At 36.4% G+C, this 14,217-nt stretch carries 10 protein-coding genes; all 10 read left to right on the plus strand.

Going from position 1 to position 14,217, the window contains the following annotated elements:
• Positions 1-3: 3 nt before the first annotated feature.
• Genes ACFSRZ_RS06745 through ACFSRZ_RS06790 form a run of 10 tightly spaced genes read left to right on the plus strand, consistent with a single transcriptional unit; the run spans position 4 to position 14,210 of the window.
• Positions 4-1,803: an alpha-L-fucosidase gene (locus tag ACFSRZ_RS06745; RefSeq protein ID WP_379665775.1), complete on the plus strand. Its 1,800-nt coding sequence runs from the start codon at positions 4-6 to the stop codon at positions 1,801-1,803.
• Between the two features lies 1 nt (position 1,804).
• Positions 1,805-4,150 (plus strand): right-handed parallel beta-helix repeat-containing protein, encoded by a 2,346-nt coding sequence (locus ACFSRZ_RS06750; protein ID WP_379665776.1) that lies wholly within the window; start codon positions 1,805-1,807, stop codon positions 4,148-4,150.
• Between the two features lie 4 nt (positions 4,151-4,154).
• A complete protein-coding gene (locus ACFSRZ_RS06755; RefSeq protein WP_379665777.1) occupies positions 4,155-5,009 on the plus strand; it encodes a fumarylacetoacetate hydrolase family protein in 855 nt (284 codons plus the stop codon).
• On the plus strand, positions 5,009-5,836 hold the full coding sequence (locus ACFSRZ_RS06760; RefSeq protein ID WP_379665778.1) for an amidohydrolase family protein: 828 nt from the start codon (positions 5,009-5,011) through the stop codon (positions 5,834-5,836). The genes ACFSRZ_RS06755 and ACFSRZ_RS06760 overlap by 1 nt, the downstream gene beginning before the upstream one ends.
• An 8-nt stretch (positions 5,837-5,844) precedes the next feature.
• Complete coding sequence (locus ACFSRZ_RS06765) at positions 5,845-8,214, plus strand: glycoside hydrolase family 95 protein (RefSeq protein WP_379665779.1); 2,370 nt, start codon at positions 5,845-5,847, stop codon at positions 8,212-8,214.
• Positions 8,215-8,232: 18 nt separating this feature from the next.
• Complete coding sequence (locus tag ACFSRZ_RS06770; protein WP_379665780.1) at positions 8,233-9,651, plus strand: alpha-L-fucosidase; 1,419 nt, start codon at positions 8,233-8,235, stop codon at positions 9,649-9,651.
• A 2-nt stretch (positions 9,652-9,653) separates the two neighbouring features.
• Positions 9,654-11,744, plus strand: a complete 2,091-nt coding sequence (locus ACFSRZ_RS06775) for an alpha-L-fucosidase (protein WP_379665781.1) — start codon at positions 9,654-9,656, stop codon at positions 11,742-11,744.
• 15 nt (positions 11,745-11,759) lie between these two features.
• Entirely contained in the window at positions 11,760-12,542 is a 783-nt protein-coding gene (locus ACFSRZ_RS06780) for an SDR family oxidoreductase (protein ID WP_379665782.1), read from the plus strand.
• A 12-nt stretch (positions 12,543-12,554) separates the two neighbouring features.
• Positions 12,555-13,871, plus strand: coding sequence for an L-fucose:H+ symporter permease (gene fucP, locus ACFSRZ_RS06785; protein WP_379665783.1), 1,317 nt, complete (start codon positions 12,555-12,557; stop codon positions 13,869-13,871).
• Positions 13,872-13,877: 6 nt separating this feature from the next.
• Positions 13,878-14,210 (plus strand): L-rhamnose mutarotase, encoded by a 333-nt coding sequence (locus ACFSRZ_RS06790; protein ID WP_379665784.1) that lies wholly within the window; start codon positions 13,878-13,880, stop codon positions 14,208-14,210.
• The last annotated feature ends 7 nt before the right edge of the window (positions 14,211-14,217 follow it).

Here is a 14,217-nt window from a genome sequence, read left to right on the forward strand (position 1 = left end):
ACAATGCACAAGAAGATTCTATACATTCTCTTATTTTTTGTCTGGACAAGCAGTTTTGCTCAGCAAAAAGATACAGAAACTTTAATTCGAAAAATTAACAAGCGCCCCTATCCCCAATGGTTTAAAGATGCCAAGCTAGGTATATTTATTCATTGGGGTTTGTATTCTGTACCTGCTTATGGAGGTAAAGAATCTTATTCTGAGTGGTTTTTAAGAGGATTACAAGTAAACGATACATTGCGAACTCGTTTTATGAGAAATACATATGGTCAAAATTTCACTTATAAAGATTTTGCCCCTCTCTTTAAAGCAGAACTCTTTGATCCGAATGAGTGGGCAGACTTCTTTAAAAAAGCAGGTGCCAAGTATGTTGTTTTGGTAACAAAACATCACGACGGATATGCCCTCTGGCCTAGTAAATTTAGTAGAAATTGGAATAGTGTAGACGTAGGCCCCAAACGAGATATTGTAGGGGAACTTACCAAAGCAGTTCGAAAAAAAGGACTTAAAATGGGATTGTATTATTCTTTGTCAGAATGGAATCACCCTCTTCATAGATGGTATACAGATCCTAACGATAGCATTGGGAAATATGTGGAAACATACATGATTCCTCAATTCAAAGAACTTGTAAGTACTTACAAACCAGCTCTGATTTTTGCAGATGGAGAATGGCTTAATTCTGCCAAACAATGGCACTCGGCAGAGTTGATTGATTGGTATTACAATTTAGTAGGCAAAGATGCCATTGTAAACAATAGATGGGGAGGTGGAATTAATACAGGTTTCTTAACTCCAGAGTATAGTGCCGGAATAAAAGTAACTAACAGACCTTGGGCAGAAGTTCGCGGTTTGGGTAGATCATTTGGACTCAATAGAAATGAAGCTCTGGAAGCTTATGGAACATCAAAAGAACTCATTCATAGATTTGTTCAAACAGTAGCCAATGGTGGAGGTATGATTATTAATGTAGGACCTAAATCTGACGGTCAGATTCCGTTACTTCAGCAAGAACGATTAATTCAATTAGGAAAGTGGCTCTCTATTAATGACAAAGCCATATACAAAACAACCCCTTACAGCATTAAAGAAGAAGAAAAAGAAGTTTATGTAAAACGAATTGACTCAAATATCAACTTTAATTGGGTGAGAAATGCACCAGATAAGAAAATTAAAGAAGATGACTTTTCTGCTTCATGGAATGGTTATATCGTAGCCCCTTCTTCAGGAAACTATACTTTCGAGATCAAAGCCGATGATAATGCAATACTCTACATAAACAATCAACTTATCATAAACCAAAACTATATAGATAAAGGATCTCAGTCGGAAGTCATGAGTGCAAAAAAAGGATCCTCTACTCTTGGAAAAATACACCTAAAAGCCGGAAAAGCTTATCCGATAACTGTCAAGTACAATGAGAAAAAACAAAATGCCTCTATCTCGTTATTTTGGAGTTCAAAGCAAGTAAAGAAAAGTATTGTACCAAAGAGTGCATTCTTTCAAAACAAAAGCATGACCAACTCTGGACTTAAGGCTAAATATACTTCTCAAAAAACATATATATGCTACACAAAGAACAATGAGAATATTTATGCAATTAGTTTTGAGTGGCCGGAAAAAGAACTAGTTCTTTCCATAGAAAACCCGGGAAGAAAAGCCTCTATTCAACTTTTAGGAGTCGATAAAAAACTTCCATGGAAATACAGCAAAGGGAAATTACGTATTGATGTTCGCAGTATCAAGTACAATGAAATGCCATCTCATGATGCTTGGGCATTCGAAATCAAAAAAAGCAACTAAAATGACACGAACGGTTTTTTCATACGTATTCTTGCTCATTTTCATTTGCTCTTGCAATTCTCCTAAAGAACATACACTCTTCGTAAATTCTGTAGATAATACCTCAGACAGTTCGTACAAAAACCTACATCAGGCTTTTAAAAAAGTAAGAGCATTGCGTAATAAAGGAGAGAAAGGAAAGATTACCATTTACTTGTCTTCAGGAACGCATAGATTAGAGAAAGCAATAACGATCAAGCCATCCGATGGTCCTTTAGAATTTATTGGAGAAGGAAGAGGTAAAACTACAATTAAAGGATCTCAAAAACTTTCATTAGAATGGCAACCCCATAAAGACAATATTTGGAAGGCAAAAGTTCCTGACGGAATACAATTCGACCAGCTTTATGTAGATGAACAACCACAAATAACTGCCAGATATCCAAATTATGACGAAAATGGAGGGCATTGGCAAGGGTACGCAGCAGATGCCATTGCAAAAGAAAGAATCAAAAAATGGATAAACCCTAAAGGAGCTGTTATACACGCAATGCATCGAGGTGAATGGGGAGGATTCCATTATCTAGTAACCGGAATTGATGATAAAGGAGAACTGAAATTAAGTGGCGGACATCAAAATAACAGACCGTCTGCTATGCATCCCAAATACCGCATGGTAGAAAATGTTTTTGAAGAACTAGATGCTCCCGGAGAGTGGTTTTTAGACGATAACAATACCTTATACTTTCATCCAAGAAGCGAAACAACTCTTGAAACTGCTAACATAGAAATAGTACAGCAAAAGCATTTGATCAACATTCTTGGAACTGTTGACAATCCTGTAAAAAATGTGAGTATACGAGGCATTCGTTTTGAACACACAAAGCGAACTCTTTTTGAAAAGTACGAACCCTTATTGCGAAGTGATTGGACTGTTTACAGAGGAGGTGCTATCTTTATGGAAGGGTCAGAAGCAATTCGAATTAAAGACTGTGAATTCACCAACCTGGGAGGCAATGCCATTTTTGTTAGCAAATACAACAGAGATGTTACCGTAGAAAACAATCTCATTCACAATATTGGAGCCACAGCCATTAATTTAGTAGGTAGCCCTACTGCAGTTCGTTCACCCTCTTTTCAATATGGGCAATTTGTAGAAGCTTCAAAATTAGATACTGTGAGAGGTCCCAAAAATGATGAATACCCTGCAAATTGTACAATAGACAATAACCTCATATATCGTATAGGACGCATAGAAAAACAAACATCCGGAGTTAATATATCCATGGCAATGGATCTTACTGTAAGTAACAATAGCATTTATGAAGTTCCTAGGGCAGGAATCAATATATGTGATGGAACTTGGGGTGGACATATCATAGAATATAATGATGTTTTTAGCACGGTGTTAGAATCTGGAGATCATGGTGCTTTCAATTCTTGGGGAAGAGATCGCTTTTGGCACCCAAACAGAAGTATCATGGATTCACTTACAGAAAGTAATCCAAAAATGCCTTTGTGGGATGCTATTCATACAACAGTTATCCGAAACAACAGATTTAGGTGCGATCATGGATGGGATATTGATCTAGATGATGGCTCTACCAATTACAAGATAGAAAACAACGTTTGCTTGAACGGAGGAATCAAACTAAGAGAAGGATTTTACAGAACAGTAGAAAACAATATTACCATCAATAATAGTTTTCACCCTCATGTTTGGTTTAAGAACAGTGGAGATGTTTTTAAAAGAAATATTGTGCTGACAGATTATAAAGATATCTGGCTAAGAGGTTGGGGTAAAGAGGTTGATTATAATTTTTTCCCTGATAAAAAAGCACTGGAAAAAGCACAAAAAAACAAAACAGATTTACATAGCTCTTTTGGCGATCCGATGTTTACAGATGTTGAAAATGCAGATTATACTGTTTTAGAAAATTCACCTGCTTTAAAAGTTGGGTTTGTCAATTTTCCTATGGATAAATTTGGAGTAAAAGACAAACATTTAAAAGCTTTGGCAAAACAGCCAATAACTCCAATTATCTGGAACAAAACTTCTGAACAAAAACAAAGCAAAGTTCAATGGTTGGGAGCTACACTAAAAAACATTGAAACGATAGAAGAACGCTCGGCTTCCGGATTAAATGAGACTTCCGGAGTTTTAGTTTTAGAGATAAAAGAAGGATCTGTAATAGCTAAGTCAGAGTTGAAAAAAGGAGATGTGATTATTGGATCCGAAGGAAAAAAAATAATGACAATGGCAGACCTTATGAACTCTTATCAAGGTAATAATTGGAAAGGGGCATTAGAAGTACAGATATACAGAAATCAAGCAGCACAAAAAATAAGAATCCTCTTAAAAAAATAAATACATGAAACTGATTCGGTTTGGAAATATAGATAACGAAAAGCCCGGAATTCAATTAGAAAACGGAAACCGCATAGATGTCTCTGCTTTTGGAGAAGATTACGATGAAAACTTCTTCAAAAACAATGGCATTCAACGATTACGCGATTGGTTAAAATCCCATAAAGATGTATGTCCAACACTCACAGACGATATCAGGTTAGCTCCCCCAATAAACAAACCATCTAAGATCGTCTGTGTTGGACTTAACTATGCTAAACACGCTGCAGAAAGCGGCATGGAAATTCCTAAAGAACCAGTACTGTTTTTCAAAGCACCCTCTGCAATTGTTGGTCCTTTTGATGATATTATCATACCAAAAGGAAGTACAAAAACAGATTGGGAAGTAGAATTGGCGGTAGTGATTGGAAAAAAAGCTTCTTATGTAGATGAAAAAGATGCGATGGATTATGTTGCAGGATATGTGCTTCACAATGACGTAAGTGAGCGCGAATTTCAAATAGAACGATCCGGACAATGGGTAAAAGGAAAGAGCTGTGATACGTTTGCTCCCATTGGCCCTTGTTTAGTTACTAAAGAAGAAATTAAAGACCCAAACAACCTTAATTTATGGCTAAAGGTTAACGGAGAAATGATGCAGAACAGTTCAACCTCAGATTTTATTTTCAATATAGAAACTGTTGTTAGTTATATAAGCCAATTCATGACACTTCTTCCGGGTGATATTATTTCTACCGGAACACCTTTTGGAGTAGGACTGGGTCTAAACCCACCAACCTATTTAAAACCAGGAGATGTTGTTGAATTAGGAATAGAAGGATTAGGAAGTGCAAAACAACACGTTAAAGCATACCGGTAATGATTATTGATTCTCACCAACATTTTTGGAAATATAACTCGGTAAGAGACTCTTGGATCACAGATGAAATGAAAGTGATCCAAAAAGATTTTCTACCTCTAAATCTATTTCCGGTTTTAAGTGAGCATCATATTGAAGGATGTATTGCTGTACAAGCAGATCAATCAGAAAATGAAACTCGTTTCTTATTAGATCTTGCCAATCAATACTCTTTTATCAAAGGAGTTGTAGGGTGGGTAGACTTAAAACAACCTGATGTAGAAGAACGACTTTCTTTTTTTTCAAGAAACTCATCCTTAAAAGGAATACGCCATATTCTTCAAGCGGAATCCAATGATTTTATGTTGCAAAAAGAATTTCAAAATGGAATTTCAAAACTATCTAAGTTCAATCTTGCATACGACATTCTCATATATCCGCAGCAAATTTCTAACAGTATAGAATTGGTGAAAAAATTTCCAGAACAAGTATTTGTTTTGGATCATTTGGCCAAACCCGAAATAAAGAAACAATATATAGATTCCTGGAAAAGAGACATTCAAATGTTGGCAGAACACCCTAATGTTTATTGCAAAGTATCAGGAATGGTTACAGAAGCAGACTGGTTACAATGGGATTATAATGACTTTACCCCCTATTTAGATCACGTTCTCAATTCATTTGGTTCCAAACGATTATTGTATGGATCAGATTGGCCAGTTTGCTTATTAGCCGGAAACTACCAACAAGTACTCTCCATTGCAAAAGACTACTTTTCGAAGCTTTCTGAAAACGAACAACAGGATATTTTCAGAAATAATGCAATACAAGCCTATAACTTACAATAATTAGAAAGATGCTCCGGAAGTACTCAACATTACTCTTAACCTTCTATCTGCTCTTAACAATAGTGGCTTGTAAAAAAGAGAACATAGAACAGAGAGATGTTCTGTGGTATAAGCAACCGGCTAAAGACTGGATGAGAGAAGCATTACCCATTGGAAACGGTTATATGGGTGCCATGTTTTTTGGAGGTGTAGAAGAAGAACAAATACAATTTAATGAAGAATCGTTGTGGGCAGGAGGAAAAGGAGAATGGATAGATTACAACGGGGGAAATAAAGAAAAAGCATACTTGCACCTTCCAAAAATTAGAAAACTATTAAACGAAGGAAAATTTCAGGAAGCTCATCAATTAGCGAATAAAGAATTAACAGGTGTTATAAAAGCAAACAAAGGAAACTCTACTTGGGAAGGTTTTGGAGCATACCAAACATTTGGAGACCTTTTTATTAAAACAATCTCAGAAGGAGAAGTTAAAAACTATCATAGAGAATTAGACATCAGTAAGGCTGTGGGTAAGGTATCGTATGAAATGGGAGATACTAAATTTGAAAGAACCTATTTTGCCAGCTACCCTCAAAGAGTTTTAGTATTTCAGTTTAAGAACAATAATCCCCAAGGAGTCGATTATATTCTAAAGCAAACCTCCCCTCATAAAAACTCGACAGTAACTTTTGAAGACGGTCAATTGGTTGTAAAGGGCCATTTAGAAAATAATAATATGGGGTTTGAAAGTCGAATGCTCATTCATGCCGAAGGAAGTAATATTTCATATTCAAATGATGAACTACACATCAAATCAACAAAAGAAATCACAATATACTTAACAGCAGCTACAGACTATAAAAACGAATACCCTATATACAAAGGAAGAGACTACGTAGCATTGAACAAACAAACAATAGCCAATGTTACATCAAAAACTTTTGATGAGATCATTTCTGAACATACACAGGATTATAAAAAACTATACAGCCGAGTAAACTTTACCCTACAAGATACTACAACAACTAAAGAGCCAACAGATATACGTACTCAGATGTATGCACAAGGGAAAGACGATCTTTCTTTAGAAGCATTGTACTTCAAATACGGTCGTTATTTGCTAATTAGTAGTTCTAGACCGGGAACCCTACCTGCAAACCTACAAGGAAAATGGAATGATAAAACCAATCCTCCTTGGGCTTCTGATTATCATGCCAACATCAATATACAGATGATCTATTGGCCAGCGGAAATAACAAACTTACCCGAGTGCCATGAAGCTTTGGTAGATTACATAGATAAATTAAGAAAACCAGGTAAAAAAACAGCAAAAGACTTCTTTAATGCCAATGGTTGGGTAGTAAACACCATGAATAATGTATTTGGTTATACAGCACCCGGATGGGAATTTCCTTGGGGTTTTTTCCCCGGAGGAGCTGCATGGTACGCAAGGCATGTATGGGAACATTATGAATTTAATCAAGATGATGATTTTTTAAAGACAAAAGGCTACCCCATCATGAAAGAAGCTGCTTTGTTTTGGCTGGATTACCTAACAAAAGACTCTGAAGGATATCTGGTATCTTCTCCATCATACTCTCCGGAACATGGAGGGATTTCTACAGGAGCATATATGGATATTCAAATAGCGTGGGATCTATTTACAAACTGTATTTCTGCATGTGAAGTTTTAGGTATAGACGATGGTTTTAAACAGAAAGTAGCAGTTGCAAAATCAAAATTACTACCATTAAAAATTGGACGTTGGGGACAATTGCAAGAGTGGAAAGAAGACAGAGATTCCCCAAAAAATAAGCACAGACATTTATCTCATTTGTATGCTTTGTATCCAGGAAATCAGATCAACACAATACAAACTCCAAAATTATCTGAAGCAGCCAAAATCTCTTTAAATGCAAGAGGAGATGAAGGCACCGGATGGTCTATTGCATGGAAAATTAATTTTTGGGCAAGACTAGGAGATGGGAATCATGCGTATAAATTGTTGAACAGGGCCCTACAAATAACATCGAATGAGAACCCTATGGGCGGAGGCGGAATCTATTCAAACCTATTGTCTACACACCCTCCTTTTCAGTTAGATGGTAATATGGGAGCAACAGCAGGAATTGCTGAAATGTTAGTACAATCTCAAAACAACAAAATTCAAATATTACCGGCTCTACCTGAAAAATGGAAAACAGGAAGTATAAGAGGCCTAAAAGCTAAAGGAAATGTTGAAGTTGAAATTGAGTGGAAAAACGGAAAATTGTTCAAACTAGGACTATATGCAAAAGATAATTACGAAGGTGAAATAGTTTATCAAAAAAAAACAAAAAAGATAGTCTTATCCGGAAGCGACAAGATCTGGCTAGACCAAAATTTAAATATTCTATAAATAGAAAAATCAGAAAAAATGAAAAGAGTACATTTTTACTTTATCTGTTTAGTAATCGCAAGTTTCTTTCTGTCATGCAAAAACAATAAGCAAGCACAACATGAAGAAAAAAAGCAAATCGTTAATTACCTTGAAGAATCTAAAGAATCTCTGGATAAAAGAATGGAATGGTGGAGAGATGCACGATTTGGGATGTTCATTCATTGGGGAGTATATTCAATTCCGGCAGGAACTTACAAAGGAAAAAAGATAGAAAACATTGGAGAGTGGATTCAATTCTTTGGAAAAATTCCTGTTGAAGAATACGAAGAGTACGCGAAGCAATTCAACCCTGAAAAATTCGACGCAGATGCTTGGGTTCAACTCATTAAAGAAGCAGGAATGAAGTATTTGGTAATAACCTCCAAACACCATGATGGCTTTTGTTTATGGGATTCTGAAGTAGCCACATACGATATCATGGATTTTGCACCCTACAAGAAGGATATTTTAAAAGCATTATCTGAAGCCTGCAAAAAACAAGGAATTAAATTTGGGTTATACCACTCTATTTTAGACTGGCACCATCAAGATGCTCACTACAACGGAAACTTACGAGAAAAAGGAGATGAAAAAGTATACGCAGAACGATTTAAGAAATACTTAAAAGAATATTTAAAACCCCAACTAAAAGAGCTTGTAGATAATTATGATCCGGACATCTTATGGTTTGATGGAGAATGGGTTGGCGAATTTACTCATGAGCAAGGAAAAGAGCTGTATCAATATGTTCGTACGTTAAAACCCAGCATCCTTATCAATAACCGTGTAGATAAAGGGCGTCAAGGATATCAAGGAATGAACAAAGGAGATAAAGACTATGCGGGAGATTTTGGAACACCGGAACAAGAAATATTAAAAAATGCTTCAGATCTTGATTGGGAATCTTGTATGACCATGAATGATACATGGGGGTATAAATCCTATGACCACAATTGGAAATCTGCAAAAACTCTTATTCATAACCTAATAGATGTAACATCAAAAGGAGGGAACTATCTATTAAACGTGGGACCTACATCAGAAGGAATAATTCCTGAACCTAGTGTAGAGCGTTTAAAAACGATGGGGAATTGGCTAGACACAAACGGAGAAGCCATTTATCAGACAGAACGCTTAAAAAATCATTACAAACAAGAAGATATTCGCTTTACAAAAAAGAAGAATACAAATGATTACTATGCTATCTCTTTAGAAAAACCAGACGCTTCCTTAACCTTAAAATATTTAAAGCCTAAAAAAGACTCTGATATTTATTTACTAGGACACAACAAGGCTTTATCTTGGAAATACGTTGACGGAAAAGGGTTGGTAATACAAATTCCGAAAGCGGTACTGAATACTTGGACAGAAAAATCCTATGCTTGGGCATTTCATATTAACGGAACAGAAATATAACAATGAAGAGGTCTTACTTTCATCTTATCTATATAGTACTATTTTGTTTGTCTTGTCAAAAAGACATTCCTGCACCGGCGCCGTTTGGCCCTATTCCTACAGAAAACCAGTTGCTATGGCATGAGCTGGAGTACTATGCATTTATTCATTTCAATATGAATACATTCACTAATAAAGAATGGGGAGACGGTAGTGAAAAACCAAGTCAATTCAACCCAACAGAACTAGACACTCGCCAATGGGCTCGAGTGGCAAAAGATGCGGGAATGACCGGAATTATTATTACAGCTAAACACCATGATGGATTTTGCTTGTGGCCTTCAGAATATACAGAACATACGGTTAAAAATTCACCTTGGAGAAACGGAAAAGGAGACCTCATCAAAGAACTATCTGAAGCCTGTAAAGAGTACGGATTAAAATTGGGAATTTATTTATCTCCTTGGGATCGTAATCATGCCGAATATGGAAGACCAGAATACGTAGAGGTCTTCCACAATCAATTAAAAGAACTGCTAACCAATTACGGAGATGTTTTTGAAGTTTGGTTTGATGGAGCAAATGGAGGCTCAGGATATTATGGAGGAGCTAATGAATCCCGAACCATAGACAGAAAAAACTATTACAATTGGAATAAAACATATGCTCTTATCAAAGAATTACAGCCTAATGCTGTTATTTTCGGAGACGGAGGACCTGGAGTACGTTGGGTTGGAAATGAAGAAGGATGGGCAAACGAAACCAATTGGAGTTTATTAAGAAGAGATGAAGTATACCCTGGTTATCCTAAATATGTAGAACTTAGATCGGGGCATGAAGACGGAACCCATTGGGTACCGGCAGAAGTAGACGTGTCTATCAGACCCGGTTGGTACTATCATCCATCAGAAGATGTACAAGTAAAATCCTTAGAGCACCTAACAAAAATTTACTACGAATCTGTTGGTAGAAACGGGTCTCTTCTGTTAAACTTACCTGTAGACAAAAGAGGCTTAGTGCATGAAAGAGATGTAGAACAATTGATGGCTTTAAAAAAGCAACTCGACAGAGACTTTGCCAAAAACTTGGCAAAAGAAGCATCAATTACAGCTACAAACATCCGTGGAAATGGATCAAAGTACAGAGCAAGTCGAGTAACCGATGGAAATGGAGAAACCTATTGGGCAACAGACGATGCTGTGAAAGAAGCTAGCATCACCTTAACATTTGAGAAACCAACAGAAGTTAATAGAATCTTATTAGAAGAATACATTTCATTAGGACAAAGAGTAAAAGCATTTACAGTAGAAGCCAAAGTAGATGGAGAATGGAAATTAATAGATTCTCAAACCACAATAGGAGACAAACGTATTCTACGATTTGACACAGTAACAGCTTCAGAGATCAGAGTGCATATAAAAGCCAAAGCTGCGATTACAATCTCAAATATAGAATTGTATAGAGCACCTAACTTGTTAACCACACCAGAGATTAACAGATCTAAAGAAGGCGAAGTCACCATGAAAGTAGCCGATAAAAATATTGATATCTATTACACAACAGATGGTTCAAAACCCACAGCAAACTCTAAAAAATACAATGCCCCCTTTATAATTAACCACCCAACGAGGCTAAATGTAATAGCCTACAACCCTGAAAACGGAGAACAAACTACCCCTAAAACAGTCTCTTTAGACATAAGTAAGAAAGACTGGAAAGTTGTAGATGTGAGTTCGGGAAAAATTGCTGATGCTTATAGAGTTATTGACGATAACCCCAAAACAGTTTGGGGTTCAGGCGAGAGTAATCGTCCAAATGAGGTGGTTATAGATCTAGGAAGTGCGTATTTGCTTGAAGGATTTACTTACATGCCTTTACAAGGAAGATGGCCCTATGGAATTATCTCAAACTATGAATTCTCTGTAAGTACAAACAAAAGAACGTGGAAAACAGCAGCCACAGGAGAGTTTGGAAATATCAAAAACAACCCCATCGAACAAATTGTTACTTTTAAACCATTAAAAGCAAGATATATAAAACTAAAAGGTGTTAAAACCGTAGATGATAGCAAGAGAATATCGATTGGAGAAATAGGTGTTATCACAAAAAAATAAATACAATGTTTTCGCATGGATTTAGAGTTAAAAGATAAAGTCATTATTGTCACAGGAGGTTCAAAAGGTATAGGCAACGGAATAAGTAATGTGTTAGCCGGTGAAGGAGCAATCCCTTTTATTGTAGGAAGAACCAAAGAAGATGTTATCAATGCAGTTACTACCATCAAAAACAAAGGACTCAAAGCATCTTATGCAATAGCAGAGCTAACAAATCCTGAGCAATGTAAAGAAGCAATAAAAAAAGCAATTGAAGAATTTGGCAGAATAGATGGATTGGTCAATAATGCTGGAGTTAACGATGGTGTAAGCTTAGAGAATGGTAATTATGATGATTTCGTAAGATCCATCAATCGTAATTTAACACACTATTATGTGATGGCCAATTGTGCTTTACCAGAACTAAAGAAAAGCAAAGGAGCTATAGTAAATATTGGATCTAAGACAGCAGAAACAGGACAGGGAGGTACATCAGGTTATGCGGCAGCCAATGGAGGACGCAATGCCCTTACCAGAGAATGGGCAGTAGAATTACTTCCGTATCAAATTAGAGTCAATGCCGTGATTGTTGCCGAATGTTACACCCCTTTGTACGATCGTTGGATTAAAACATTTCCCAACCCAGAAGAAAAATTAGAAAGTATTACTAGCAAAATACCTTTGGAAAATAGAATGACTTCAGCTACTGAAATTGCCAATACAGTCGCTTTTTTAGTATCACCAAAATCAAGTCATACCACAGGACAATTGATTAATGTCGATGGAGGTTATACACATTTAGACAGAGCTTTAACTTAATTACTTAAGAATATGAACAACTTTAAGAAACCTCCCGTTGTATCTAAAAAAATGTTGATCCCATTTATTTTGGTGACTTCACTTTTTGCGCTTTGGGGATTTGCAAATGCAGTTACAGATCCCATGGTGCAAGCCTTTAAAAAAGTATTGGAGTTATCAAACTCTCAGGCAGCATGGGTACAAATGGCTTTTTATGGAGGATATTTCTGTATGGCGTTACCTGCAGCAATTTTTATGCGTAAATATTCTTATAAAGTTGGAATTTTAATCGGACTCGCATTGTATGCTTTAGGAGCTTTACTATTTTATCCGGCAGCAATTACTGAAGAGTTCTGGTTCTTTAATTTAGGGCTTTATATTCTAACCTTTGGACTCGCATTTTTAGAAACAGCTGCCAATCCGTACGTATTGGCTATGGGAGCTAAAGAAACCGCAACACAACGTTTAAATTTAGCCCAGGCTTTTAATCCGGTTGGACTCTTAGCAGGAATTATTGTAGCGCAACAGTTTGTGTTGAAAAACCTAAAATCAGATGATATTCAAGACTTCAATGCTTTGGACGAAGCGTCAAAATTACTTGTTAAAACATCCGACTTACTAGTTATTCGCAATCCATATGTAATCTTAGGGTTAGTCCTCATTGGAATTTTCATCCTCTTTGTAGTTAGTAAAATGCCACAATCTAAAGACAAAGGAGGCATGCCTAGCTTGCAACAAACATTTGTTGTACTGGGAAAAAACAAAAAATACATGCTGGGTGTTTTAGCACAGATCTTATACGTAGGAGCGCAAATCATGTGTTGGACGTACATTTATCAATATGCAGAAGCCATGGCAACAGATAGTGTTACTGCCGGATATTATCAGATAGGAGCTTTTATCTTATTCTTTGTTGGGCGTGCAGTAGGTACATATTTACTGCGTTTTTTAAGCTCAGGAAAACTCCTCATGTACTTTGCTATCTTGGCAATAGTCTTTGTTCTGGGAACAATATTTATAGAAGGAATTATAGGACTTTATAGCCTTATAGGAGTTTCTTTCTTTATGTCGTTAATGTTCCCTACGATATACGGAATTGCTTTAGGCGATTTATCCGAAGAAGAATCTAAAGTAGGCTCTGCCGGATTAGTTATGGCCATTGTAGGGGGAGCTTTAATGCCGAAGCTACAAGGAATGATTATCGACCTAGGAGGAAACGGCGTATCAGATACAACCATACTGGGAGTTTCTGAGGTAAATTTCTCATTCATTCTTCCTTTGCTTTGTTTTGTATATATCGCATGGTATGGATTTACAGTATTCAAGAAATACAATCACCAATTAGCTTAAAAAAATATGCATCGATATTGTTTTGCTCTTGACCTAAAAGATGATGATCAACTGATTGCTGAATACAAAGCATATCACAAAGCTGTTTGGCCAGAAATTATACAGAGTATCAAAGCTTCAGAAATCAAAAAATTGGACATTTATCTGGTTTCTAACAGACTTTTTATGATTCTGGAAGCCGATGTTTCATTTTCTTTAGAAAAGAAAGCAGAAATGGACGCATCGAATCCTAAAGTGCAAGAATGGGAAGAATTGATGTGGAAATATCAACAAGCATTACCAACTGCAAAGCCAGGTGAAAAATGGATGTTGATGGAAAAGATTTTCGAATTACCTTAATTCTAAA

The sequence above is a fragment of the Pseudotenacibaculum haliotis genome, from assembly GCF_042684245.1.
In the GTDB taxonomy this organism is placed as follows: Bacteria; Bacteroidota; Bacteroidia; order Flavobacteriales; family Flavobacteriaceae; genus Polaribacter; species Polaribacter haliotis_A.

What these genes read in the sequence shown, in the direction of transcription:
- ACFSRZ_RS06745 (WP_379665775.1), top strand. Translation starts at nt 4, where the DNA reads ATGCACAAGAAGATTCTATACATTCTCTTATTTTTTGTCTGGACAAGC.
- ACFSRZ_RS06750 (WP_379665776.1), top strand. Translation starts at nt 1,805, where the DNA reads ATGACACGAACGGTTTTTTCATACGTATTCTTGCTCATTTTCATTTGC.
- ACFSRZ_RS06755 (WP_379665777.1), top strand. Translation starts at nt 4,155, where the DNA reads ATGAAACTGATTCGGTTTGGAAATATAGATAACGAAAAGCCCGGAATT.
- ACFSRZ_RS06760 (WP_379665778.1), top strand. Translation starts at nt 5,009, where the DNA reads ATGATTATTGATTCTCACCAACATTTTTGGAAATATAACTCGGTAAGA.
- ACFSRZ_RS06765 (WP_379665779.1), top strand. Translation starts at nt 5,845, where the DNA reads ATGCTCCGGAAGTACTCAACATTACTCTTAACCTTCTATCTGCTCTTA.
- ACFSRZ_RS06770 (WP_379665780.1), top strand. Translation starts at nt 8,233, where the DNA reads ATGAAAAGAGTACATTTTTACTTTATCTGTTTAGTAATCGCAAGTTTC.
- ACFSRZ_RS06775 (WP_379665781.1), top strand. Translation starts at nt 9,654, where the DNA reads ATGAAGAGGTCTTACTTTCATCTTATCTATATAGTACTATTTTGTTTG.
- ACFSRZ_RS06780 (WP_379665782.1), top strand. Translation starts at nt 11,760, where the DNA reads ATGGATTTAGAGTTAAAAGATAAAGTCATTATTGTCACAGGAGGTTCA.
- fucP (WP_379665783.1), top strand. Translation starts at nt 12,555, where the DNA reads ATGAACAACTTTAAGAAACCTCCCGTTGTATCTAAAAAAATGTTGATC.
- ACFSRZ_RS06790 (WP_379665784.1), top strand. Translation starts at nt 13,878, where the DNA reads ATGCATCGATATTGTTTTGCTCTTGACCTAAAAGATGATGATCAACTG.